The sequence below is a fragment of the Sediminibacterium sp. FW305-C-49 genome, from assembly GCF_058231085.1.
The window spans coordinates 1,605,809-1,632,047 of sequence record NZ_JBIQXS010000001.1 but is presented as its reverse complement, the minus strand read 5'-3'; the positions used below and the strand labels follow the sequence as shown (position 1 = coordinate 1,632,047).

At 40.8% G+C, this 26,239-nt stretch carries 22 protein-coding genes; 11 read left to right on the top strand and 11 right to left on the bottom strand.

What is annotated here, in order from left to right:
* Nucleotides 1-90: 90 nt before the first annotated feature.
* Together ACH3Z1_RS06910 and ACH3Z1_RS06905 are read left to right on the top strand one after the other, a co-directional pair.
* Nucleotides 91-1,140: a 3-oxoacyl-ACP synthase III family protein gene (locus tag ACH3Z1_RS06910; RefSeq protein WP_490821140.1), complete on the top strand. Its 1,050-nt coding sequence runs from the start codon at nucleotides 91-93 to the stop codon at nucleotides 1,138-1,140.
* A 106-nt stretch (nucleotides 1,141-1,246) separates the two neighbouring features.
* Nucleotides 1,247-2,149, top strand: coding sequence for a diacylglycerol/lipid kinase family protein (locus ACH3Z1_RS06905; protein WP_490821139.1), 903 nt, complete (start codon nucleotides 1,247-1,249; stop codon nucleotides 2,147-2,149).
* A 1-nt stretch (nucleotide 2,150) separates the two neighbouring features.
* Here ACH3Z1_RS06905 and ACH3Z1_RS06900 read toward each other — a convergent pair whose 3' ends face one another.
* Together ACH3Z1_RS06900 and ACH3Z1_RS06895 are read right to left on the bottom strand one after the other, a co-directional pair.
* On the bottom strand, nucleotides 2,151-4,382 hold the full coding sequence (locus ACH3Z1_RS06900) for a patatin-like phospholipase family protein (protein WP_490821138.1): 2,232 nt from the start codon (nucleotides 4,380-4,382) through the stop codon (nucleotides 2,151-2,153).
* Nucleotides 4,383-4,436: 54 nt separating this feature from the next.
* Entirely contained in the window at nucleotides 4,437-5,507 is a 1,071-nt protein-coding gene (locus tag ACH3Z1_RS06895; protein WP_490821137.1) for a COX15/CtaA family protein, read from the bottom strand.
* 240 nt (nucleotides 5,508-5,747) lie between these two features.
* Between ACH3Z1_RS06895 and rnhB the strand changes: the two genes are divergently transcribed.
* Nucleotides 5,748-6,347 (top strand): ribonuclease HII, encoded by a 600-nt coding sequence (rnhB, locus tag ACH3Z1_RS06890; RefSeq protein ID WP_490821136.1) that lies wholly within the window; start codon nucleotides 5,748-5,750, stop codon nucleotides 6,345-6,347.
* A gap of 3 nt (nucleotides 6,348-6,350) precedes the next feature.
* Here the strand turns inward: rnhB and ACH3Z1_RS06885 are convergent, their stop codons facing one another.
* Nucleotides 6,351-6,959 (bottom strand): L-threonylcarbamoyladenylate synthase, encoded by a 609-nt coding sequence (locus ACH3Z1_RS06885; protein WP_490821135.1) that lies wholly within the window; start codon nucleotides 6,957-6,959, stop codon nucleotides 6,351-6,353.
* Nucleotides 6,960-7,132: 173 nt separating this feature from the next.
* Between ACH3Z1_RS06885 and ACH3Z1_RS06880 the strand changes: the two genes are divergently transcribed.
* On the top strand, nucleotides 7,133-8,020 hold the full coding sequence (locus tag ACH3Z1_RS06880) for a cupin-like domain-containing protein (protein WP_490821134.1): 888 nt from the start codon (nucleotides 7,133-7,135) through the stop codon (nucleotides 8,018-8,020).
* 325 nt (nucleotides 8,021-8,345) lie between these two features.
* Complete coding sequence (locus ACH3Z1_RS06875; protein WP_490821132.1) at nucleotides 8,346-8,996, top strand: response regulator; 651 nt, start codon at nucleotides 8,346-8,348, stop codon at nucleotides 8,994-8,996.
* Nucleotides 8,997-9,082: 86 nt separating this feature from the next.
* On the opposite strand, the gene ACH3Z1_RS06870 is transcribed toward ACH3Z1_RS06875, so the two are convergent.
* Together ACH3Z1_RS06870 and ACH3Z1_RS06865 are read right to left on the bottom strand one after the other, a co-directional pair.
* A complete protein-coding gene (locus ACH3Z1_RS06870) occupies nucleotides 9,083-10,123 on the bottom strand; it encodes a 2-oxoacid:ferredoxin oxidoreductase subunit beta (RefSeq protein ID WP_490821131.1) in 1,041 nt (346 codons plus the stop codon).
* A gap of 58 nt (nucleotides 10,124-10,181) precedes the next feature.
* Nucleotides 10,182-10,535, bottom strand: a complete 354-nt coding sequence (locus ACH3Z1_RS06865; protein WP_490821130.1) for a carboxymuconolactone decarboxylase family protein — start codon at nucleotides 10,533-10,535, stop codon at nucleotides 10,182-10,184.
* A gap of 85 nt (nucleotides 10,536-10,620) precedes the next feature.
* Between ACH3Z1_RS06865 and ACH3Z1_RS06860 the strand changes: the two genes are divergently transcribed.
* Complete coding sequence (locus ACH3Z1_RS06860) at nucleotides 10,621-12,774, top strand: S9 family peptidase (RefSeq protein ID WP_490821129.1); 2,154 nt, start codon at nucleotides 10,621-10,623, stop codon at nucleotides 12,772-12,774.
* Nucleotides 12,775-12,820: 46 nt separating this feature from the next.
* On the opposite strand, the gene ACH3Z1_RS06855 is transcribed toward ACH3Z1_RS06860, so the two are convergent.
* The 3 genes from ACH3Z1_RS06855 to ACH3Z1_RS06845 all read right to left on the bottom strand — a co-directional run bounded on the left by ACH3Z1_RS06855 (nucleotide 12,821) and on the right by ACH3Z1_RS06845 (nucleotide 16,432).
* Nucleotides 12,821-13,990, bottom strand: coding sequence for an N-acetylmuramoyl-L-alanine amidase (locus ACH3Z1_RS06855; protein ID WP_490821128.1), 1,170 nt, complete (start codon nucleotides 13,988-13,990; stop codon nucleotides 12,821-12,823).
* Nucleotides 13,991-14,133: 143 nt separating this feature from the next.
* Nucleotides 14,134-15,924 carry an acyl-CoA dehydrogenase FadE gene (locus ACH3Z1_RS06850; RefSeq protein ID WP_490821127.1) on the bottom strand — a complete coding sequence of 597 codons (1,791 nt, stop codon included), beginning with the start codon at nucleotides 15,922-15,924 and terminating at the stop codon, nucleotides 14,134-14,136.
* A gap of 67 nt (nucleotides 15,925-15,991) precedes the next feature.
* A complete protein-coding gene (locus ACH3Z1_RS06845; protein ID WP_490821126.1) occupies nucleotides 15,992-16,432 on the bottom strand; it encodes a MarR family winged helix-turn-helix transcriptional regulator in 441 nt (146 codons plus the stop codon).
* Between the two features lie 75 nt (nucleotides 16,433-16,507).
* Between ACH3Z1_RS06845 and ACH3Z1_RS06840 the strand changes: the two genes are divergently transcribed.
* From ACH3Z1_RS06840 to ACH3Z1_RS06830, 3 genes are all read left to right on the top strand, one after another.
* Nucleotides 16,508-17,314 (top strand): alpha/beta fold hydrolase, encoded by an 807-nt coding sequence (locus tag ACH3Z1_RS06840; protein ID WP_490821125.1) that lies wholly within the window; start codon nucleotides 16,508-16,510, stop codon nucleotides 17,312-17,314.
* Nucleotides 17,315-17,411: 97 nt separating this feature from the next.
* A complete protein-coding gene (locus ACH3Z1_RS06835; protein WP_490821124.1) occupies nucleotides 17,412-18,560 on the top strand; it encodes a glycosyltransferase in 1,149 nt (382 codons plus the stop codon).
* Nucleotides 18,561-18,785: 225 nt separating this feature from the next.
* Nucleotides 18,786-19,868, top strand: a complete 1,083-nt coding sequence (locus tag ACH3Z1_RS06830; protein WP_490821123.1) for an ABC transporter permease — start codon at nucleotides 18,786-18,788, stop codon at nucleotides 19,866-19,868.
* 44 nt (nucleotides 19,869-19,912) lie between these two features.
* Here ACH3Z1_RS06830 and ACH3Z1_RS06825 read toward each other — a convergent pair whose 3' ends face one another.
* The 3 genes from ACH3Z1_RS06825 to ACH3Z1_RS06815 are packed head-to-tail and all read right to left on the bottom strand — an operon-like array spanning nucleotide 19,913 to nucleotide 22,767.
* A complete protein-coding gene (locus tag ACH3Z1_RS06825; protein WP_490821122.1) occupies nucleotides 19,913-21,394 on the bottom strand; it encodes an O-antigen ligase family protein in 1,482 nt (493 codons plus the stop codon).
* A gap of 2 nt (nucleotides 21,395-21,396) precedes the next feature.
* Entirely contained in the window at nucleotides 21,397-22,257 is an 861-nt protein-coding gene (locus tag ACH3Z1_RS06820) for a hypothetical protein (protein ID WP_490821121.1), read from the bottom strand.
* Between the two features lie 33 nt (nucleotides 22,258-22,290).
* On the bottom strand, nucleotides 22,291-22,767 hold the full coding sequence (locus ACH3Z1_RS06815) for an Lrp/AsnC ligand binding domain-containing protein (protein WP_295205694.1): 477 nt from the start codon (nucleotides 22,765-22,767) through the stop codon (nucleotides 22,291-22,293).
* 525 nt (nucleotides 22,768-23,292) lie between these two features.
* Between ACH3Z1_RS06815 and ACH3Z1_RS06810 the strand changes: the two genes are divergently transcribed.
* Complete coding sequence (locus tag ACH3Z1_RS06810) at nucleotides 23,293-24,498, top strand: helix-turn-helix domain-containing protein (protein ID WP_490821120.1); 1,206 nt, start codon at nucleotides 23,293-23,295, stop codon at nucleotides 24,496-24,498.
* 51 nt (nucleotides 24,499-24,549) lie between these two features.
* A complete protein-coding gene (locus tag ACH3Z1_RS06805) occupies nucleotides 24,550-26,199 on the top strand; it encodes a serine hydrolase domain-containing protein (protein ID WP_490821119.1) in 1,650 nt (549 codons plus the stop codon).
* Nucleotides 26,200-26,239: the final 40 nt, after the last annotated feature.

Below are 26,239 nucleotides of genomic sequence, written 5' to 3'. Positions count from 1 at the left end.
TTAGCTTACACCCAAAATTCGCGATTAACCATTCACCATTGACTTATCAGCTATTCCCTATCTTAGCCTGTCAGAAACAAACGATTGCCTATGCCAAGCAGTAAAATTGCTGGAATTGGTATGTACGTACCCAAAAACGTTGTTACCAACCAGGACCTCACGAAATACATGGATACCAGTGATGAATGGATCCAGGAAAGAACAGGTATCAAAGAAAGAAGGTATGCTCACCGTACCCAGGAAACCACTACTACCATGGCTGTTGAAGCTGCCCGTATTGCCATGGAAAGAGCAGGCACCACTGCCAAAGAAATTGACTTTATCGTATTTGCTACTCTATCGCCAGATTATTATTTCCCGGGTTGTGGTGTGCTACTGCAAAGGGCCCTGCAAATGGGTGAAGTAGGTGCGTTAGATGTACGTAATCAATGCAGTGGTTTTGTATATGCATTGAGTGTGGCAGATCAGTTTATTAAAACGGGTATGTATAAAAACATTCTCGTAGTGGGTAGTGAGAAACATTCCTTCGGACTCGATTTTTCTACCCGTGGCAGAAATGTATCTGTCATTTTTGGAGATGGTGCAGGCGCTGTTGTATTACAGCCTACTGAAGAAAAGGGGCGAGGCATTTTAAGTACACATTTACACAGCGATGGGGAAGCTGCTGAAATATTGGCCATGTACAATCCCGGTACACATGCCAACTACTGGGCCGATAAAAACTATGCAGATTTTGATGATGCAGAAATTGGTCAGATGTTTATGAGTCATAACATGATCAACAATGCCCAGAATTTTCCCAACATGGATGGCCCGACTGTATTTAAAAAAGCAGTAGTGAAGTTTCCGGAAGTTATCATGGAAGCCTTGCAGCAAAATGGATACCAGTCATCCGATATCAATATGCTCATCCCCCACCAGGCTAATCTGAGGATCAGCCAGTTTGTACAACAGAAATTAGGATTAAAGGACACACAGGTGTATAATAATATCCAATCGTATGGAAATACAACTGCCGCATCGGTTCCCATTGCCTTGTGCGAAGCATGGGAAAAAGGATTGATTAAAGACGGCGATCTTGTTTGTCTGGCTGCATTTGGCAGTGGCTTTACCTGGGCCAGCGCATTGATGAAGTGGTAAATAACTACCGAGTTTAACAGGATTTTACAGAAAGAAAATGCAATATTGCAGGCTTCGAATCGACTGATCCTGTAGCAAGGCAATATTTATTTTAATGACGGAGCTGATGGAAAGAAAAATTGTATACCTGGTAAACCCTATTTCAGGTACTTCAAAAAAAGACGGGATCAAAAAACTGATTGAGAAGGAAACAACTGCCAAAGGAATTCCTTTTGAAATCATGCATACCAATGCCGGTGGGCACTACCAGTTACTCAGGGAAAAAATTCGCGCTGAACATATCACTGATGTGGTCATTATTGGCGGCGACGGTACCGTTAACCAGGTTACCCAGGCTTTACATGGATTAACTGTTCAATTTGGTATCATCCCGGTAGGTTCCGGAAATGGCCTCGCATTGGCTGCACGTATTCCTACCAAGCCAGAACTCGCATTATCCTTAATTTTCAATGGAACTTCCCGGCCTATTGATGCTTTTATGGTGAATGAGCATTATTCCTGTATGCTGAGTGGCATAGGTTTCGATGCACAGGTAGCGCATGATTTTGCCAGCAAAGCTTCCCGTGGGTTACTTACCTATACACAACAAAGTATCATCAATTATTTCAAGGCTACTCCTTACCAGTTTGAGATTAAACTTGATAACTTTTCTTTCTTTTCAGATGCATTTTTCATCAGCATTGCTAATAGTAACCAGTTTGGCAACAATTTCAAAATTGCTCCACAGGCAAGTCTGCATGATGGTATGCTGGATATTGTGATTGTGCAGAAAATGAATAAAGCCAAATTACCTTTTGCCATTCTACGTCAGATAAGAGGTAATAATAAATTACAGCAACTGGTAGAAGATATGACCAGGAAAAATATTCTCTATTTCCAGACATCACAGATCACCATACGAAACTTAAAACATGCCCCTCTTCATATTGATGGTGAGCCCAGAGAAACAGCAGATGAATTTTCAGTGCATATCATGAAAGATCATTTTTCACTGATACAGCCCGACTAAACTATTTCATCAACGTTCGTAATCGTCTGAATTCTTTTTGATTGTCCTCTGCGCCCAATGCCATGGCTATATCACGCCTTTCTGCAGCTGTAATATGAAAACTCAGACTAGCCGGCGCTTCTTTTCTTGAAGGAACATACTGAAAACAAATCCGGTGAAATTGCGGACCATAGGCTTCAAAACTATATTCAAGCTGGTCGTGCTGGTAATAGTCCTGCAACTTGTACCAGTTATTCTGGAGCAATAAAAAAGGTTTGGTAAAAGTACCGATGAGGCTGGTGCCTTCCAAAGGGCGATCCCAATCGCTAAGACTTCTGTCCCGCAATTGAAGCAGCACAACTTTACTGGTATTTTCTTTCAGCCAGTCATGAAATACTTCTATAAAACGCAGTGATGTTTCCTGACCAAAATTATCACGCAGTCCCGCATCCATCACATCAATTACCGGATTGGTGGGCAACCATACATTGGGTAATACATAAGGGAAAGTGGCATTCATGCGAAGGGCTGACAGGATTCCGATATTCCCCGCATTTTGTTGGTGGAAGAAACTCTGAAAGTCGATGGCATCCGCATCAAAAGCATGTATGTTAACCGAATCGGTAATAGGTCGCATCATGAAACGTGCCGGATGTGTGGCTATAACGAGTTTTCGTCCATCACGTGTAATCACGGCATTAAAAAAGATCAGCGGTATCTCTGCTTTTTGTTCAGGCGCTTTGTAATCATCCAAGGTTTTATCGAGATACCCACGGGTATTTTCATTGAACCTCTGTTCAAAAGCATATCCCCTGTCTTTGGTGTACCTGTAACCATGTTTCATAAATGGTTTGGCCGGCCCCATCAGATCACGCGTAACAAAGGATGAAAATAAGGGGCTCAGCAAATCATTGGAAATATCTTCTACATACTGCTTATCCTGCAGATTAATATTTGTGCCATTTTGTTTTCGGTGATACAGTTCCCTGAAATAAGCAGCACCCAACATGCCACCCGATGCACCACTGATCAGAAAAGTACGTTTCATCAGTTCACCACCAAACATGCTGTCGAGTTGTTGCAAGGCGTTCATGGTAAAAGTGGCGCTTCTGATACCACCGCCGCTGGTGTTTATGAGAAACATAACGGGTTTATCGCTACCCTGTTTTGCTTTCCATCGATCAAGCATACGGATATATACTTGTTTATCTGCTTCGACATCTGCATCATTTGCCAACTGCATCACCGATTCTCTTGAATAAACAGGTCTTCCGGTTGTATCGGCATAATTCACACCATATGCTTTATTACGCAGGTCGATGATGTCTTTTTGATATAAAAAATTCACCAGCAAATACAATACTACCACTACAGGAATACTCCAGCTATGCAAAAATGTAGAGATAGCTCCCGATGCTGCAATCAGGATGGCGAAGAAAACAGTAATACTGGCAGCAGCAGGTAACTGAAATAATCTGGCGTCAGAAATATAACCAATGCCAATCAGAAAAAAGAAAGCGATAGTAATAGCAATAACTGCAGCAAAATGGTGTCGCTTAAAAACAGCATCCAGAAAAGCAAGGCTGTAATGTCTTATATCTCTTGGTTTTCGTAATGATAATTTTGCACTGAAAAACCAATCGATCCGCATTTCTGTTCGCTCTTTTGGGAGAGGATTATTTTTAGACGCAAGTGCATACTGAACATTGGCTGTATCAATTACAGAAGCCATACTTCTGTAAATGGTTTTATCGGCACCAAAAAAATAAGCAAAAGCAATGAGTATAGATAAGATGATACCTGCTGCAAAACCCACTACCATCCAGATAATATCAATTGTTCCAAACAATTCCTGGTAACGTGCATAAGCCACGGCTTTTATAAAATAGAATACCAGGAAAATCAGTGGTAGCACTGCATTATTGATACAATACTTTAAGAAAGGCTGGGCTGTAGTAGCCAGAAAACGGAAATACTTGCTGAATAAAATAAAAGTGGTGATGTTCCAGCTCATGATAAAAATGCCGAGCGCAAATCCAACAATGGCAGTACTGAGCACATTGATTTTACCGAAATATTCCGGGGCGAGGAACAGCGAATCGGCGCCATACGTGCGCATAAACCCACCAGCCACGGTAGAGAACAGGATATACCAAAACAGCAGGAACACCTGGTACCTGCGAAAATGAAGCAAGAATAACTGAACAGGTAATGAAAACCAGAAACCCGATAAATATTGTTTCAGTTTGTCCATTTCATACAGCATTGCGATTGAAAACGGATGCGTTCAATCTTTGTTTCGCCGGGTTTAATTACTCGTACTGCGCTTACGCAATAGAAACAGCATTGCCACCAGTGATAACAGTAAACACATACCGGTTAACTGGTGTATCTGTGCCATCCATTCAAATGTACCCCATTTACCCGGTATGATTCCTGTACTGGTTAAGATAGTTAAAATTCCCAGTAAGACCTGTAAAAAGGTAAGGTATAGCGGAACCCTTTTTATGTTTTCAAAAAGCAAGGATCCTTTATGTTTAGCCAACTGAATAGTCCATACAATCATCCATACCAGAATAATATAAGCGAGGCCACGATGAATAAAATGAATCAGTATTTTATTATCAATAAAATTCAGCAGGAAGGGTTTATGAGAGAACAAAGATGCCGGAACCCAGTCTCCGTTGATCTTTGGCCAGCTCGCAGCTACATTGGCCGCTTTATGACCTGCCATCAATGCTCCATATACCAATTGCAGTACCAATAACCCAATTAACCATAGATTGGTTTTTCGCAATAAAGGATTAACGGTCCTTTGCTGCTCATTGACCAACAATTTCAATGCAAACCAGCATGTGTAACAAAGTAAACCCAATGCAAAAATAAAATGCAGTGCCAGTCTGGTAGGTTTTACATATACGGCATCACCTGTAAGTCCACTCGCCACCATGATCCAACCCACGGCTCCCTGTAATGCGCCCAGCAGAAATAAAACCACCAACGGACGAACCATATCTTTTTTAAAATGCTTGCGCACGATAAACCAGATAAAACCACCAGCAAATACAAGCCCTATTAATCTCGCCCACAAACGATGAAACCATTCCCAGAAGAAAATGAATTTAAAGTCCGACAAACCAAATTCAAAATTGAGCAGTTGAAATTGAGGTGTGGCTTTATATTTTTCAAATTCAGCGAGCCAGGCCTGTTCATTTAATGGAGGCAATGTTCCGGTTATGACATCCCATTCTGTAATCGATAAGCCACTGCCCGTTAAACGGGTAATCCCTCCCAATGCTATCTGTATAATGGTCATCAATACCCCTAACAACAACCATCTTGCAACCAGCTTTGAGGACCTGTCATTCACCTGCTCCATATATATTTTCTTGGTTATGGCAAAGTTATTGGGTTATTAAAAGCATCAGCCATTTTGTTTGACTGATTTTTATTTCTCTTGCCTTCACTCCCCTTCTCCCTTTCTCTTTGTTAATTCTGTCTGGAAAATATGTGATGTCCTTTTCAACAAAGAGAAAGGGAGAAGGGGAGTTTTCGTAGAGATGTGTACTAAAACAAAAAAAAAGTACTCATTTCATCAAGTTTCTGGAATTTTATAGCCATGCTCCTACCCTTTTACCAGGAAAAATTGACCGAAGCAGGCTGCGATGAAGCGGGACGTGGCTGTTATGCAGGACCTGTTTTCGCCGCTGCCGTAATCCTGCCAAAAGATTTTCAACATCCCTTACTCAACGATAGTAAACAGGTAAATGCCAAACAAAGACATATGCTCAGGACTATTATAGAGCAGGAAGCCATCAGTTGGGCCGTGGTTTCGGTTGGAAATGAAGAAATAGACCAGATCAATATTCTGAAAGCTTCTTTTAAAGCCATGCACCTGGCCATCGCACAACTTAACACCAAGCCAGCTTTGTTATTGATTGACGGAAACAGGTTTATCCCTTATCAGAACACACCGCATCATTGTATTGTGAAAGGTGATGGCAAGTACAGCAGTATTGCTGCCGCCAGTATTCTGGCTAAAACCCATCGCGATGATTACATGATACAATTACATGAGCAGTACCCGCAATACGGATGGAACAACAACAAAGGATATGGAACCGCTGAACATCGCAAAGCCATTGAGGTGCATGGCCTGTGTGAGCATCACAGAAAAAGTTTCAATATTATGCCACAACAATTAAGCCTCCCCATCTGAGTATTATTCATTCCATTCTCCGGCTCCTTCGCGAATTACTTCATAGCTGTCTTTGGTACAGTCGATCACGGTAGAAGGTATCATACCTCCATTACCACCATCCACCACAATATCAACCAGCTTTTCAAATTTTTCATACATAATAGCAGGATCGGTGTATTCTTCCACCATCTCGCCTGGAAGCGAGGCCGATAAAATAGGGTGACGAAGTTCATGTACAATCTGGCGGGCAATATTATTATCAGGCACCCTTAAACCAATAGTGCTTTTTTTACTCTGTAAAATTTTAGGCACTTCCTTACTAGCAGGCAAAATAAAGGTATAGGGACCAGGTAAATAGCTTTTTAGTAACCGGTACAAAGGGGTAGAAATACTTTTTGTGTACTGGCTCAAATCGCTGAGATCGTAACAAACGAAGCTCAGTTGTGCCTTATTGGGGTCTACCTGTTTAATTCTTGCAATTCTTTCTACTGCTTTGTGCTGAAAAATATCGCAGCCCAGTCCATAAATTGTATCGGTTGGATAAATAATAACACCACCCGAAAGCAGGCATTCTGCAATCATACGCAGATGTCTGGGGTTAGGATTGTCAGGGTGAACTTCCAGCAGCATAAATAAATATAAGCTAAAATGACAGAAGATAAAATTGCTGGCTCCTTACACACACAACTATTTGAGTATCGATGGCTGAAATTCCTTAACTAAAACAGTTTACATAATTACAATTGTACTGATTATGCTTTTATTAACAATGAGTTCCTCTTATTTTTGCAAAAACTTCAACCATGCGTTTACAGGCAGTTGATATCGTTGACAAAATCAGCCCTGCAGATTTTAAAAAGCATTATTACCTGCCCAAAAAACCGCTGGTCATCCGTGACATGGCCAAAGACTGGTCGGCTTACGATAAATGGAACTGGGACTATTTTAAAACACTGGTAGGCGATAAGAAGGTAGGCCTTTACAATAATATCAAAAGCGACGCCTATACGCCTATCAATACAGCAGATGACTACAAAACTTTTGGTGAATACATTGATATGATCAGAACAGGTCCTGCTGCCTGGCGGATTTTCCTGTTCAATATTTTTGAACATGCCCCACAACTCACAAAAGATTTTACCTGGCCCGATGAATTCATGAACGGGTTTGTAAAAAGATACCCCATGCTGTTTGTGGGTGGCGCTACCAGCATTACACATATGCATTTCGATATCGACATGAGTCATATACTGCATACCCAATTCGCAGGCAGGAAAAAAGTTCTACTGTTTCCGTTTGAAGAACAATACAAGCTTTATCGAAAGCCTTTTGAAGTATTGAGTCTTGCAGATTTCAGTCATTATCATCACCTAAATGGTTCTCCGGATTACACGCAATTCCCTGCATTAAAACTGGCTAATGGTTATGATATTACACTTGAGCATGGTGATACATTGTATATGCCGGCAGGATACTGGCATCATATGGAATACCTCGACAGTGGATTTGCTATGAGTTTAAGGGCTATGCAGTCATCAGTTGGCGGCAAACTCAATGGTGTATGGAATTTGTTTGGCATGCGTAATATCGACACACTGATGAAAAAAACCATACCGCATCCCTGGTATAACTGGAAGAAGAAAAAAATATTCGAATATGCTGAAAAAGAGCTTCGGAAAGAAACATATTAAACCCTGCAAAAAGAAATAGAAAAAGGCGGCCTTGTGCCGCCTTTTTCACTTGTAACCCCTAATGAAAACTGAATACGAGAAAAATTACAGGCATTTCTGCTGCTTTTTCTCTACCCACCGTAAATGTAGTGCAGTACGCAAAAAAATCCAACGTTGAAAACACCCAAATTAATAGGGTGTTTTCACTGGTCATAATTCGGTGAAAACATCAAAGATAAATTCAGCAGAAAACAGAGATTTGCAGCATAAAAAAATGTAATTTACCTTCCAAATCTGTATCAGCCCCATAAGATACAAGTTTTGTATTGTTGTTAATTGTTTTGATATGATTCAGATTGCCCTGGTCGACGACCATGTATTGTTAAGAAACGGGCTTGCCTCACTAGTTAACTCTTTTAGTGGATACAAAGTATTGTTTGAAGCCAGCAGCGGCAAACACATGATTGAATTATTGGACCCCAATAATTTACCTGATGTAGTACTGCTGGATATTACTATGCCCGATATGAACGGTTATGAAACTGCTTTATGGCTCACTACACATTATCCGCAGGTAAAAATACTGGCACTCACCATGCTGAATGATGAACGTTCCATCATCCGTATGTTTAAAAATGGGGCTAAAGGCTATTTACTGAAAGATAGTAAACCCCAGGAACTCAAAGCCGCACTGGATGGCATTGTTACCAAAGGTGTGTACCTGAATAAGCTGATGTGCGATAATATCATGCACACCATGAAAACTTCTCCTGAAGAAGATGCCGATATTCAAAAATTCACAGAACTCACCGACCAGGAAAAAGAATTTCTGGGTTGGGCCTGTACCGATAAATCTTATCGCGAAATCGCTGAACTCATGGGTACCAGCTTACGTAATGTGGATGAAACAAGAGATACACTTTTTCAAAAATTGCAAACCGCCACAAGGGTTGGACTTGCACTTTTTGCCATCAAACATGATATTGCCAGATTATAATTTTTGTCTCTCTTCGATCGATTTTGTTGAATAAAAAAAGTCCCGGTCAGCAAGCCGGGACTTTTCATGAATGATTTGTTGATCAATTAAACAATCTCCCACACTTCCTTACCACGTAACAATTTGTCAAGATCACCTTTTCCTTTGGTGGCAATAATTTCTTCCAGTTGCATGGCCATTACGTCTTCATAACAGGCTCTGTCTGTCTCGTAAAACACACCAAATGGTCTTGGGAAATGACCACCTTGTTGATTGGGGTCATCAAACATGCGAATCAGTGCCTGGGCTTTATAAAAATCTCTTTCATCGTGTATCCAGAGATCATCTGTACTGGTAGAGCCATCAGACAAATCAACCACCACCGGTTTCATTCCGTCCATTTTAATTCCCTTCTGCTGGCTGGCACCAAAAATCAGTGGTTTACCCTGCTCAAGAAACAATGCTTCATCAGGCTTAGAGCCTTTCTCTGTGAAAATTTCAAAAGCCCCATCATTAAAGATGTTGCAGTTCTGGTATATCTCCAGCATCGACGCTCCCTTATGTTGGTGAGAGCGTGTTAGCATCGTCTGTAAATGTTTAGGGTCACGATCCATACTCCTTGCAATAAAGCTGGCATCAGCTCCCATAGCCAGTGCCAATGGGTTGAAAGGATGATCGATACTGCCGTATGGCGTACTCTTGGTTACTTTATTTTCTTCTGATGTTGGCGAATACTGCCCTTTTGTTAAACCATATATCTGGTTATTAAAGAGCAGGATGTTTACATCAAAATTTCTTCTCAACAAATGAATGGTATGGTTTCCACCAATACTCAAACTATCACCATCACCTGTAACAATCCACACACTTAATTCGGGACGTGTAGCTTTTAATCCGCTCGCAATAGCTGTTGCCCTGCCGTGAATGGAATGCATCCCATAAGTATTCATATAATAAGGGAAACGACTGCTACAACCAATACCACTGATGATGACAATATTTTCTTTGGGCACACCAATACCAGGCATAATCTTTTGCACCTGTGCAAGTATAGAATAATCACCACAGCCCGGACACCAGCGTACTTCCTGGTCGGTGGCAAAATCTTTGGCTGTTAATACCGGCGCACTTGTAGTTGTTGCTGACATACTTATCAATAATTAAAATGATCGTACAGGATGTTCCTGTAAAGTTCCGAAAAAAGATTTATGAAGCATGGGTTCCTGTTAATTCTTCCCAATATTCAGCGGCCCTGCGTGTATGGGGTATCACAATGGTTCCACCTACAATATTGGCCACTGCAAATATCTCATACATTTCATCGGTATTTACACCCAGTTCGTGGCATTTACCCAGATGGTATTTAATACAATCATCGCAACGTAATACCATACTGGCTACCAGGCCGAGCATTTCCTTGGTTTTTTTATCAAGTGCGCCTTCATCATAGGTATTGGTATCAAGGTTCCAGAGGCGTTTCATGACCAGATTATTCTTGCTCAGGATCACTTCGTTCATTTTCTCACGATACGAATTGAATTCTTCTACCAGTTTGCCCATATTTCAGTTTTTTAGCCTGTAAAAATACAAAAGCCTGTGACTGGGCATGTCATTTATTTGTACTTTAAATCCCTAAACCAACATCATGAAGCAGTTATTTCTATGGATCAGCCTTTGTCTGACCCAGTTTTTGATGGCCCAGAACGGCAAGGAGACCATCAAAGTAACCGATATGCTTAAAATAAGCCAGGTGGGTAATATCAGTATCAGTCCCGATGGCAGCAAAACCTTATTTTCTGTTACCACTATCGAACCCGAAGGCGATACCAAATGGGAATATCGTTATGTAAACAGGTTATACCTCCTTAACAATGATGGTTCCGGGGTGGCGAAAGCCATTACGGGAGGAAGAGAATCGGCCGGTCAACCTGCCTGGAGCCCAGACAGCAGGCAACTGGTTTTTGTTCGCCCGGCAGATGGCAGACCACAATTATTCCTGCTATCGTTAGACGGTGGCGAGCCTATTCAACTAACCCGTTTTAAACATGGTGCAGGCAGCCCGCGCTGGAGTCCCGATGGAAAGAAAATCATTTTTTCCGTTAGCCTTCGCCTTGACCAGTTATTGAATGACGAGGAACTGAATCCCGGAAAAAAACCACCAGCCTGGTCACTGGAAAAACCCGGGTTCCCAGGCAATGAATTTTTACTGAATAATGCCAAACCTGATCCCGATGGCAATACCGAAGAAATAAGGGCTTACCTGAACCTCAATGCTACTGCACAGAAAGCAAAAGTAATCAACAAGCTTAACTTCCAACAGGAAACGACTACTTCCGGAGAACTGAGTTTTACGCATTTTTATTTGATCGATGCTGATGGCAATTCAACACCCAAAGCCATCACCCATGGTTTTAATCGTTTTTCAGGTGTTGATTTTACACCCGATGGACAGCAACTCATTATAACAGGAAATTCAAATCTTACTGAACATCCGGATCGTGTGCTGGAAAACGAAATTTATTTCGCCAATACAGATGGTAGTAATATGCGAAAAGTATTGGGAGAAAAAGGAAAGAGTTATAATAATCCTGTTGTATCTCCCAGTGGTAAATGGATGGCTTTTCAGTTTGGAGGCACTTCATTTGTAAGTGTCCCGTCTCTGGCTATTATGCCTTTAAATGGTAAAGCAATAGATATGGTTACCATTCCTTTCGACAGAAATAAAGGCGGACTTACCTGGAGTAAAGATGAACAGTTTATTTATTTCACTGCGCAAAGCAATGGCGGCGCGCCTTTATACAAGGCCGATGTGAAAACAAAACAGGTAAAACAATTATCTGATTATGAAGGCGGCATTAACAGTTTCGACATTTATAATGACCTGGTAGTATATAGTAAAACACAGGTGAGTAATCCATCAGAATTGTACAGCAACAATACAACCATGCAAAGTGAAAAAAGACTCACCGCTTTTAATCACAACTGGTTACAACAAAAGAAACTGAGCTTTCCAGAAAAAGCATCCTTTGTAAACGAAAAAGGATTAACGGTTGAATATTGGGTGATGAAACCTGCCAATTATGAAGCAGGTAAAAAATATCCGACCATCCTTAATATTCATGGCGGACCTTCTGCCATGTGGGGGCCGGGTGAAAACTCTATGTGGCATGAGTTTCAGTATTATGCTGCTAAGGGCTATGTAGTGGTATATGGTAATCCCAGAGGGTCGGGCGGCTATGGTGTAGATTTTTTAAGAGGCAATGTGAATGACTGGGGAGCCGGACCAACTTCTGATGTATTGACTTACTTAACCAAAGCAGCAGGTGCTGGTTTTATAGATACTTCAAGACTGGCTGTTACCGGCGGGTCTTATGCTGGTTATCTTGTTGCCTGGATTATTGCACATGATCAACGTTTTAAAGCTGCCTGTGCGCAACGTGGTGTATATGAGCTGGGTACTTTCTTTGGCGAAGGAAATGCATGGCGCCTGGTGCCCAACTATTTTGGTGGTTATCCATGGGAAGAAAAAGTAAAACCCATTTTGGCTCGCGAATCGCCGATTAATTATGTTGATAAAATCAAAACGCCTTTTATCATTTTTCACGGAGAGAATGATCTCAGAACAGGTGTAATACAGAGTGAAATGTTATTCAAGAGTCTGAAAGTATTGGGAAGAACAGTGGAATATGTACGTCACCCGGGTGGTACACATGAACTCACCAGAAGTGGTAATAACAGGCAGCGCATTGATCAGATGCTAAGAACCATTGAATTTTTTGATCGTTTCATTAAACACTAATCTGCATTTTTCTCAGCCTGGAACATAAATTCCGGGCTGAGAAAATTTATTTTACTGTTTTTAACCAGTCTACCAATCCAAGATGAATTTTTGCAGCAACATCAGCATGAAATTTTGTGCTGATGATTTTTTTCTCATCTGCTTCATTGCTCAAGAATGCTATCTCTACCAATACATTCGGAAAATCGGTAGGTGAATTAAGTGCAAAATTAAAACTACCAATATTGCCAAATTCATTCAGTTTCAGCTCGAGCATTCGTTTCAACACCGCAGCGGTCAGCGGTCTGAAACCAATGTGTTTATAATAAGTACTCGTACCGCTCGCATTGGTATTGGCACTGGAGTTTAAATGTAAACTGATCAATACATCTGGTTTCTGTTCCTGCAACCATAATATCCGGTCTTTATTATCAAATGTGGTATCCTCTGTTCTTGTCATGATGATATTTTTAACCCCTTTCAGTTTCAACTGCTTTTGAAGTGCTTTCGCAAAGCGGAGTGTATATATTTTTTCAGAAGCTTTTGCTTTGATACCGGAAGCACCCGTATTGGTTCCACCATGTCCGGCATCAATTGCAATACGCAAATTGCGTACATCTGTTTTTTGGGGTTGGCGGCGAACTTTTACCACCAGCGATTTGCCCATATAACCAATACTGTAGCCCCAGTGTTGCTGGTGTTTGAGTTCTATCGTTAATCTGTATACATCATCTTCCACCTGTTGATAGTATACATTCTTTACTTCTTTTAGTGTTTGCAGTTGGGTGATCCAGTTGGTATTGCTCTGCACGCCATAAATATCAACGATGATTCTGGACGGATTGATTTCCATCCAGCTTTTATAGGGTAATTTCTCTTCCATGATAACCCCGATATTATCAGTAGCAGAATCGCCTTTGGCACTAATAGAACCTGTTACATACCAGGGTTTAAGCTTATTGATACTATCCGCCCGGACATATTGTTGTTCTATAAATGCCTGGTGAAATTTGGATAACTGAACAAGGTACATGCCTTTAATAGTATCCATTACACGTAATGCGATATTCGAATCAATATAACCCAGCTTGGCGCCGCCAAGCCTGTCTTCACCCAGACCATAAGCCAGTGCTGGCAGTTTTCCGGTAGAACGACCGATCCAGGGTGTATAAAAACTAGTCTGGGCATTTGTGGCCATAACAAAGGCAAAACAAATAAAAACGAGTACAGATTTCATACGTTCAAATTAGCATAAATACAAACAAAAAGGCCTCACTGTTTTGAAACAATGAGACCTCTGTTTGAGCAAGCAACCGTAAAACAAAGACCAAATATGTGAAATCTTTGTGAAACCCGGTAATTTTTTTGCCTCTTTTTTTCTTATAAATGATAGCCGTTATCCGATACCAGTTTTTCACAGATACGGCGGCGGGCATCTTTGGTATTAAAGGGCTCTACTTTGGTGAAACGTTTCAGGCCAATATGCATCATTCTTAGTTCATCGCCGTCTGCAAAGCTATTGAGTGCATCTTTACCCGATTTGTTGATACGGTCTGCCGCATCGTAGAGATATGTACGCATGATATCGCTCTGCAACTGGGTAGCAGCGGCACCTTTCTGCTCTGTGAGTTTCATCACACGCAGAAGAGCACTTTCTGCATTATAGGTTTCAATGGCCATATCGGCAATATTCATCAGCACTTCCTGTTCTTTCTCCAACTGCATCATCAGTTTCTGTACGGCAGCACCTGCCACCATCAGGATGGCTTTTTTGAAATTGGCGATATATTTCAGTTCCTTACTAAATGCGCCTTCTTCTTCTGATCCAAAATCGGGAATGCTCATTAATTCTTTCTGAACAGCCATCGCAGGACCCATCAGGTCGAGTTTACCTTTCATAGCACGTTTCAGCACCATATCTACTGTCAATAACCTGTTGATCTCATTCGTTCCTTCATAAATACGGTTGATACGGCTGTCGCGGTAAGCTTTTGAAATCATGTATTCATCACTGAATCCATTACCACCATGTATCTGAACACCTTCGTCCACCACATAATCCAACACTTCACTTCCATATACTTTCAGCATGGCACATTCAATAGCATATTCTTCTGCTGCCCCCAGTAAAGCTTCTGCAAAAGTTTTACCGCTGGCCATCAGTTCATGTTCTTTATCATCAATCCATTTCGATGCACGATAAAGGGCACTTTCACAAACCCACATGCGAATAGCCATTTCGGCCATCTTATGTTTAATAGCACCAAACTTGGCAATAGATATTTTAAACTGTTCGCGGGTAATGGCGTACTGAATAGAAATAGTAGCCGCACGTTTAGAACCACCCAATGCTGCTGCACATAATTTCAAACGACCAATATTCAGGATATTAAACGCGATTACATGTCCGCGACCAATTTCACCTAACACATTCTCTACCGGTACTTTACAGTCCTGGAAATATAACTGAACCGTAGAAGATCCTTTGATACCCATTTTATGTTCTTCCGGACCTTGTGTAAATCCTTCAAATCCACGCTCTACAATAAAACCGGTGAACTTGTCACCATCAATCTTTGCGAACACTGTATATACGTCTGCAAAACCACCATTGGTAATCCAGCATTTTTGTCCGTTCAGGATATAATATTTTCCGTCATCACTCAGTTTGGCAGTGGTTTTCGCACCCAAGGCATCACTACCACTGTTAGGCTCCGTTAAACCATAAGCACCTTTCCATTCACCACTGGCCAGCTTAGGAATATATTTTTGTTTCTGTTCCTCAGTACCGAAATACAGAATGGGTAATGAGCCAATACCTGTATGTGCAGCTACTGCTACTGAAAAAGAATGTCCGCCACCTAAACCTTCGTTTACAATGGTAGAAGTAATAAAATCTTTTCCGAGTCCGCCATACTGTTCGGGGAAAGAGGTTGACAATAAGCCCTGTTCACCAGCTTTCTCTAACAGAGATGGCATAAGACCTGTTTCCAGTTTATCGATACGATCAATGATGGGTAACACTTCTGCATCCAGAAACTGGGTACACATGTCCATCACCATACGCTGCTCTTCGTTGAAATCTTCCGGGATAAAAGTTTCAAACGGATTGCTCTCTTTAATGAGCCACTCACCACCCTGAAGGGCTTTCGCCTGTTTTGTTGTTTCCATGGAAGAAAGTTTTATTGGTTATTGTTTTAGTCCATGGTCAATGGACCATAGACTATGGACTAATCTGCTAAGTCAAATTATCGTATACCCGCTGAAATACTGATTTCACTGTTTCAATCTCATCTTTATTAACACCTACCAATGCTTCGCTCATGGTTTGATTGGCCAGGTCGATCGTAAGATCCTGTAATCCCTTTGCTGTTTCCGTTAAACAAACCAGGTTAATTCTTCTGTCTTCTTTTGATGCGGTACGTTTTACCAGTTTCTGTTTTTCTAGGTTATCAATCAAACGGGTAATACTAGGTTTGTCGCGAAAAGTACGGTTACATAATTCCTGCTGACTCAAACAATCTTCTTTCCATAAATGGTACAGTACACTCCATTGCTCAATGGTAATTTCAAGGCCTGCTTGTCTGAAATTTTTCTGTAATCTTCTGGCAACGGCTGTTGAAGCCATCCCATTGATGACACTGTATAATTCTCCTCTTTTAAATTGGTTGTTTGGCATATAGTTAGTTATGCAACTAATTTCAAAGTAAATTCGTTTCTTTGATATTGCCAAGAATAAAACCTTAAAATTCCATTGTCAGCACCGCTTTTTATAGAATACCAGGGGTCAAGGCTGCATTACCACCGGTTTGGCTATGGAGACCAGTGGCTGATTTGTTTTCATGGCTATGGTGAAGAAGGCGAAAAGTTCCTGTTCCTGAAAGAAACGTTGTCCCAAACACATACGATAATTGCCATTGACCTGCCTTTTCATGGTAAAACAGACTGGAAAGGTGAGCTTTTGCTGGAACCGGCTGTTTTAATGTACATCATCAGGCAGATCGTACCGCCAGGAGTCAAGATTCAGTTAATGGGTTATAGCATGGGTGGGAGGGTTTGTTTGCGTTTACTCGAAATGTATCCAGAACAAATCAGCCGCCTGGTATTGGTGGCACCTGACGGATTACATAAAAACCCCTGGCAAAAACTGGCCACACAAACCTGGCTGGGCAACCAGTTATTCAGGTTGACCATGCAATACCCCGGATGGATGTTTGCCATGATGGGATTAACGACAAAACTTGGGCTTTTCAATAAAAGTATCAGCAGGTTTGCACACCATTATCTCGATGATGCAGATGAAAGACAAAAACTGTATCAAAGATGGACCACGATGCGAAGATTTCGCACTGTTGTCAACCGGCTTAGAACAGTCATCCATACCCACCGGGTACAGGTTCATGTATTATTCGGAAAATATGATCGTGTCATTCTATCAAAACATGGTTTTCGATTACAGAGAGGATTGGAGCACCTGATCAGCGTAGCAGAACTCGAAGCACGCCATCAGCTCCTACAGGAAAAATACAAAGTAACCCTGCAAAAGATGATCACCTCCTAACCTGCTTCCAGACTTTCCATCTTTGCGACCTCCGGTCTTTCGGACTTACAACTTCAACACTCACTTCTATTTAAACATAAATAAGTTTCTTTGCTGCATGTATACTGCAGGATTTATTCTTACAACAGTACTGGTATTGGCTTATTGCTGGCTGATACTTCAATACAGGAAATGGTTCCGCCGTTTACAAATTTTCAATCCTGATCCGGGTATTACGGGGCTTACTTCTTTTTCTATCATCATACCTGCGCGTAACGAGGAAAACGGAATAGAACATTGTATCAGAAGTATACTCAACAATAAATATCCGCCAGCACTTACAGAGTTAATTGTGGTGAATGATCATTCAACCGATGCCACAGCCGAAATCGTTGAGCGACTTCAGTTGGAATATCCCAATCTGAAGCTCCTTCATCTTTCAGCGTATCTCGATGGCAACCCTGTGAATGCGTATAAAAAGAAAGCCATTGAAATAGCGATCAGCAAAAGCAAAGGTGATTGGATCATTACCACTGATGCAGATTGTAATGCACCAGCTCAATGGCTACGGTTATACGATGCATATATACAGCAGCATAAACCGGTATTTGTAGCTGCCCCGGTAATGTTTACCCATACAAAAGGTATTTTATCGTTGTTTCAATTACTCGATTTTATGAGTTTGCAGGGTATAACTGCTGCTGCGGTATCTGCAGGGTATCATACCATGTGCAATGGTGCTAACCTGGCATACAGAAAAGATACTTTTTATGAAGTAGGACAATTTAAAGGTATTGATGAACTGGCCAGTGGTGATGATATGCTTTTGATGTACAAAATGAAAAAAAAGTATCCGGGCAAACTGGCTTATCTTTTTAATCCAGGGGCAATTGTTACTACCGAACCCATGCACAACTGGTCATCATTTATCAACCAGCGCATCCGCTGGGCAAGTAAGGCCGATCGTTATGATGACAAAAGTGTGTTTCGCATCCTCGCCCTTGTCTATGCCGTAAATTTTTTATTGTTGATTTTATTACCCGTAAATCTGTTTGTAACGGGCGAAATAGCACACTGGCTTACATTAATACTGATTAAAACCGTGGTAGAGCTTTCTTTCATGCGCCCAGTGGCTCGTTTTTATCAGCAGCAGGATGTTCTTTTATATTTTCCCTTGATGCAACCCCTACACCTGTTTTACACAGTAGTTGCAGGATGGCTAGGTAAATTTGGAACCTACCGGTGGAAAGGGAGAAAAGTACACTAGATGAAGATGTCAGCTAAATTTTTGATTCACCCCTTTCAGGCCACCATGAATACAGGATCATCACTACCAAACCAACCAGAAGAAAACAATATTTAAAGAAATTCCACATAAATAATATTATACATAAATGATACCAATACGGTTAAAACGTTTATATTATATGATCGCTTTTCGGCAAATATTCATTTCTAATCGGCGATTCATATAAATCAGTAATTTCCCGCAGTGACTACCCTCTCTAATACGTCATCTATCTTCAAAAAGTTGCTCCACAACAAAGGAGCTACATTTGGATTGATCCTGATCATACTCAGTTTGCTGCTTGCGGTATTTGGGTATTTTCTGGCACCCGACTCTTCACCCAATGCCAACCGTATGATTCCTGAGATAGGGAGTAAAAAACCGGGGTATGAGGTACAACTGCTTCGTATTCATCGCGAAAAAACGGGCAAACCGGCTTCTTTTCTTTCGAAACTGCTGAATGGAGCTGAAGATCAATGGCAATACATTCCTATTGAATCATACCTGATACAAAAAGACAGCATCATTTATCAACGTATTGTAGATGAACAGATTACGGAAAGAAAATCGGTATGGCGTTCCGCGGCTGCTCCTGAACCCATCGTTCACGCAACATTTTATCTGGGCAGCGATAAATTCGGAAGAGATATTTTAAGTCGTTTGATTATTGGTGTCAGGGTAAGTCTTGCTGTTGGTATTATTGCCGTGTTCATTTCATTAAGCATTGGTATTATTCTCGGCGCTTTGGCAGGTTATTTCAGGGGTAGAACAGATGATATCATTATGTGGTTGCTGAATGTGATCTGGAGTATACCTACACTTTTACTTGTTTTTGCCATTACGTTGGTACTTGGTAAAGGGTTCTGGCAGGTATTTATTGCCGTTGGACTCACCATGTGGGTGAATGTAGCCCGTCTGGTTCGTGGACAGGTAATGGGCATTCGTGAACTGGAATATGTTGAAGCAACAAGGGTACTCGGCTATTCGCATATGCGTACCATCCTTAAGCATATTCTACCCAATATTCTCGGCCCTGTTATGGTAATAGCTGCCAGTAATTTTGCGTCGGCTATTGTTATAGAAGCTGGTCTGAGTTTTTTGGGTGTGGGTGTACAACCTCCCCAGCCCAGTTGGGGTTTGATGATCAAGGAGAACTATAATTTCATCATCACCAATAATCCGATGCTTGCCCTTGCGCCTGGTATTGCCATTATGTTATTGGTATTGGCTTTTAATTTATTAGGGAATGGACTGAGAGATGCTTTGAATGTGAGGGGTGAGAGATAAAAATTCTGGTTGTACCCTCTTCTACTAGTCTGAACATTCGATATTCAACATTCCGCTGCTCGCCTGTTCCCGTTCGCTGCCAGACTTTCTTTTTCTTCCAGAAGTTTACCATCAAGCACCATCACCATTCCCATACATAGCCAGAAGAGGCTGCCAATTTTATCTGTTTCAATCATGTCGCTGATAAAATTGATGGTGCCAATCATTACAAGTACTACAATTACCGTCATGGTTACGGCCCTGTAGAAATAACTATGCAATGCGTGATAAATTTTTTGCAGTCGCAGCAGCATGTAAAAATAAAGTCCACAAAAAATAAGGAGGCCAATAATACCCTGCTCCAATGCTGTTAGCAAAAAATAATTGTGTACAGTAGAATGTTCAGGATTATTACTCACCCATGTTTCAAAACGTTGCACGGTGTATGGACGATAATGAAGGTAGAAAGATGATGGTCCGAAACCGGTTAGTGGTTTATCAGCCAGCATCCTTGCTCCCGCTACCCACCTGTAGAAACGCTCTGCGTTAGAAACATCTTTCAGTTCTACGGTAGCTGACAGGTGTTGTGAAAAATCGGTATGAAAAATGGTTTTGTCATGATCGGGTGCAAAACGGAAATAACGTTTATCGGTTATCAACCAGACTGTAGAAATCAATACTGCCGTAATGGCCAATACGATTAATGCACCCATCTGCTTTTTCCTGATGACAAAAACAGAAAAAGCAGCAGCCATCAGTGCAAGCCACGCACCGCGTGAATAAGCGAGTATTAAAGCAGCTAAGCCTATCAACAACGCAATGAATAACCATTTTCGTTGCACTGTTTGTTTGGGGGTAAGATGATACACACAAAATAAAACAGCCAGCAGGCAAACCAGCATGGATGCATAGTTTACATGATTGCGGAAGAAAGGAAACAGGTGTCTGTTAATACTTTCAAAACTAAACCCATCTGTACCATGACGAAAAAAGGTAATGGCTATTACAAAAGCCATGGGCCATAACAAACAGGCGGCAAGTTTCTGTATCGCTGAAATACTGTTGAGCCATACAGCGGGTAAAATAACAAAAGGTACAATGTACCAGATTTTAGCCAGCAGAAACTTCACTGCGGGTACTGGTTCAACAGCATAAACAGTAGTGATGATGATCCAACATACATGAATGATCAGTAAAAAAAATACAGGATGCTTCCATACCATGAATGGAAACTGTTTGGGTTGATGCCACCAGTAGAGCAGGGCTACACCTGTGAGTAACAACATTAGTATTTCATCTGGAAAGTCGAGCCCGAGTTGAGGTGTAATATTCAACTCAGTTGACAATGGCAACATGCATACTAAGAGCCAGAATAATTTTTCGGTATGCTGTGTCGATACCTGAAAAATAGCCGGGAGCATCATCCATGCAAAAGGAATGATCATCCATTGCCACTGCTGTTGTGTGATAGCAATTACTGAAGCGCTTAAAAACAATAACAAAGAGACTATTTCCTTTCGCTTGTATGCTACAAATAAGGAATGCATTGTTAAGATTGTTTGCGATTACCCAACAATAAAAGCAATAAAGAAAAAATAAATCCTGCGATGGTTGCAGCAAGAATAATAGCAGCTTTATCAGGACGCTCTGCTTTAGCGGCAGGTACTGCAGGTTCCAGTACATACAATGCAGATGGAGCCGTTTCACCCATCAATTTAAGTGTGGCGGCAGTTTTCCTGAACTGGGTCAATTGTTCCAGCAAGGTTTCCATATGTTTTTGCAGCAGTATTCCCTGGGCTTGAGATGTATTTAACAAACTATCATTCAATTGTCTGAACTGTTGTTCTGTTTGAGTAATGGAATGATTCAGTTGATGCTGTGTTGCCTGGTAATTGGATTGCCATATTAGTTCCAGTTGCTTTTTTACAACACTGATTAGTGTATTGATGATGGAAGCAGAAAGCTCTCTGTCTCTGGTCCAGCAAATAATTTTTAGCTGTCCCTGCTCTGTCCTTTGCAGTGAGAGGTTATCACGAAGTTTTAAAACCGCTTTTCGCCTTCGTATCTGTAATGAATCATCCACGAACTGATAATATTCAACCAGCTTATATTGATCTACCAGTTGTTTATAAGTAGTATCAAGATCTGCGATGCCTATTATACGATCGAGATCGTCACCTGATCCAAAATAAGAATACAATCCCTGTATGTTTTCATTAAACAAACGCGACTTGTCTGCCAGTTGTGGATTGGCTGATATAAGTTTTGCAGTAGACCGATACTGTTTGGGCATCAAAAAAACAGTAATGGTTGCTACAAGTGCAGAGAGAATGGTAAATAGTAGAATTCTTTTCCAGCTACTTTGTATCAGACCTGCTGTTTCAGCCATATTGAATGATGAATGATTCATGCCTGATGAAAATACAATTAAATGATGGATCTTTTAGCTGTTTTCGGAGAGTACCACTACATTTCTGTCGAGGCTTTCTTCGAGTGAGATAAAAGTTTCCGTTCTTTCGATACCTTTTATTTTTTGCAGTTCATCGTGTAATACATAACGCAGTTCCTGGATATCCTTACAAACGATTTCAGCGAACATACTGTAGTTACCCGTAGTATAGTTTAGTCTGACGATCTGCGGAATCTTTTTCAGTTCTTTAGCAACGGTATCATATAATGAGCTTTTTTCGAGGTACACGCCAATAAAAGCAATCACATCATAACCCAGGGCTTTGAGATCAACAGATAGTTTTTTACCTTTCACTACATGTAGCTCTTCAAGTTTTTTGATCCGTACATGGATGGTACCGCCGGAAACAAAGAGTTTCTTGCCCAGGTCGGCATAAGATATCTCTGCATTTTCCATCATTTCCTGGATGATCTGGTAATCCAGTTTGTCAAGATTTAATTTGGCAGACATTTTCAGTGGTATTTTTTGATAAAATTCAATTAATAAACAATATTATTGAATAATATTTATATTTTCAAAATAATTATTGAATTATTTGTAATAAATAAGCCATTTGCCTTAATTTTGTGTTATCAAACAAAGAAGTAGTTCTTATATACTGTGGGGTGATGAAATTTTTGGCAGACATGCCCTCTTGTCTCGGGGGTGAGGATAACAGGACAAACGTAGTGTAGAGCCGTTCCAACGGCAACGTTGGTGCGACCAGGGTCGACCACTGAACTTTGCGCTATAGCTAACTGCCTCGTGGAGGTTCGATCCCTCCCCCTACAGCAATAAAAAAAGCCACTCCGATCCGGGTGGCTTTTTTGCTTTTTTATTTGCATGCTGATTCAGCTACCCGTTAATGGGATAAGGAAGGAATTGTTTAATTTTCCTTTACTGGCTGCAGATAATCCTTCCTCAAAAAACCATTTATTCATTTTAGCAATAAGTTGTTCGTATTTTCATCGAAATGTACACTGAACGCATACAATCATGCTTTTCGACTTTTCTTTAAAGAGTTCCTTTCTGCTGATTTTTTTCTTTCATGGATTGGTCTTTACCCTTCTTTTACTGGTTAAGGGATTTCAGCAAAACAACAGTGCAAATAAATGGCTAAGCGCATTTACATTTATTTCCACTTTATACATTACCCCCTTTATGCTTGGCTATGCGGGATGGTATTCCGGAGGTATTTACCGGAATATCCTGTTTTATATACCCTTTCAACAACTATTGCTTTTACCTCCCGTTTTATTCTTTTATATAAGAAGCCTATTGGATCAATCGTTTAGGTTTCAGCAGAAACACCTGATTCATTTTATTCCTGCTTTTATATACAATGTATACAGCATTGTCCTATTTATAGCAGATCAATGGGTAATGGACAGTGCTTATTTTTATGCCGATGGAAAAGACAAGGATTTTGCACCCTGGTACCAGGTAGCAGGCTTTGTTTCACTAACATTATATCTTTTCGCGAGTCTGGGTGTATACAGAAAATACCGGTCATTGAGTTATGCGATACTTAGTTTTGCCGATTCTGTTTTGTTTAAATGGGCTCAACGATTCCTGATCGCCTTTATCTTATTAATTGGTCTGCGGGCACTCTTCTTCCTTCTAAACCCCGAATGGGCGGCATTTGGCAGAAAATTCTGGTACTATTTATGCTTCTCCGCACTGTTCTATTATGTTTCCATCAGTGGTTATGTGAATTCGATTCTTTCTGCTACCCCCTTTCTTGTATTTAATCATCCCGACAGGGAAAAACAAACCTTAACGCTTCATCAAACAGTGGAAACAAAAAATATTCCATCTCAGGCAGATCATGAAGTACTGCCCGATATAGCTGAGTGGAAAGACAAAATAGCTGTATTGATGAATGAGCAACGGCTTTATGAAAATCCCTTACTCACGATTGGCGACCTCGCCAACCAACTCGATACCCATAGCAAAAAAATATCTCAAGTGGTTAACCAGGGTTTTGGGATGAACTTTAATGATTTCGTGAATACCTACCGGATTGAGGAAGTCATCAAAAAGATGGATGCCGGAGAAGCCGATTCACAAACCTTACTCGGAATAGCCTATGATGCGGGTTTTAATTCCAAATCAACGTTTAACCGGGCATTTAAACGGCTAAAATCTCTGACACCTAAAGAATACATGGAAAAAATGGATAAAACTGGTTTCAAATCATGATTTGAAACCCTTCAACAACAGTCGCATCCGATTTTCGTACAAATAAAAATTATGCGCATACTTCATCGGTTATTTTTTTGCTCTCTGTTTGTGTCCTGTTTTTTTATGATTAAAACGCTGGCCCAAACGGGTCTTTCACCCCTACTTACCAAACAACTCGATAGCATTGCCTTACAGGATGTTCCACCCAAAGCCCCAGGTATCGCCACTGCCATTATCCGTAACGGCGAGCTGGTATATGAAAAATATGCAGGTTATGCCGATTTTACCGACAGCTCTATTATCAGTTCACATACACGTTTTAATATCGCCTCAAATGCCAAACAATTTACCGCACTCGTCATACTGGACCTTGCTGATCGCAGAAAGTTTTCATTGAAAGATGATATCAGAAAGTATTTTCCCGATTTATTTACCAGTATCAGTTCCCCGCTTACCATTGAACATCTATTAACCCATACCAGTGGTATCCGTGATGTATATGATTTATGGTCATTAAAGGGATTAACATGGTGGAATCATTCTTTGGGCAACCAGGATGCATTAGCCATGCTTAAAAAACAACTGGCACTGAATTTTACACCCGGGTCACAATATCTATACAGTAATTCCAATTATATCCTGCTCGCGTTACTGATAGAAAAAGTTTCCGGCAGTTCATTCAACACTGTAACATCAGCATTATTTAAAAAACTGGGTATGCTTCATACTTCTTTTGAAGATGACTATACTATGATTAAAGGTCCCATTGCAAGAGCTTATTTTAACTTCAACACCTGGACCACTTATAAATGGATATGGAATATTTGTGGTGATGGAAATTTATTTACAACACTCGGCGATCAGGCAAGATGGGAACAGCTTGTACAGGGTAAAATACCTGCCGGTATAAAAAAAGAGTTGATTGCACAAAGCCAGCAACTTGTAAACTCAACACTTACTTCTCAATATGGTTTTGGGCTGGAATTCGGGAATTACAAAGGGTTTCACTATACATTTCATGAAGGGGCTACAGGTGCCTGGAAAGCCACTGTAATGCGGTTTCCTGAAAAAAAATTATCCATCATTACTTTAACCAATACAGGTAAAGCGATCCCCTCCATGCAGTCGAGGCAAATGGCCGATCGACTATTAGACATTGCAGACAATAAACCAACTTTTGTTACACAACCTGCAAACATCGGAAAATATATAAGCGAAGATCAAATCACCGGAACCTATCTGACTGAAAATAATTTCAGTTTTCAGTTTGTTTTGATCAATCATGTATTGTACCTGAAAAGATCAGGCAGGAATGATATTGCACTTGAGAGGGAGGCTGACAATATTTTTCATCAGAAAAATGATCCCGCCTTTAAACAGGTTTTTGAAGTGAATGATAAAGGTGAAATGAAAGTGACTGCTTATTATACCAGTCATGCACCTTACAGCCTCATCCGGCCTTCTGTTTCATGGGCAGGGTTTAATGAGAAAGTATGGACCGGCTATTTCTTCAACACCGAAACCGATGTTCAATTAGAGATTGAACATGTAAAGCAGTACGAGTACAATATCAAATCAGGCGGCAAAAACTATAAAGGTCTTCTCGTAACACCCACTAAAATGCTTGCAGGGAATTATACATTTCAGATGGATCATCAGGATAACATATCACTGGATGCCGACAGGATAAAAAAAGTAATTTTCAAAAGAACCCGATAGGATGGGGCATAATATCATTAAAGACTACGCTGTATTTGAA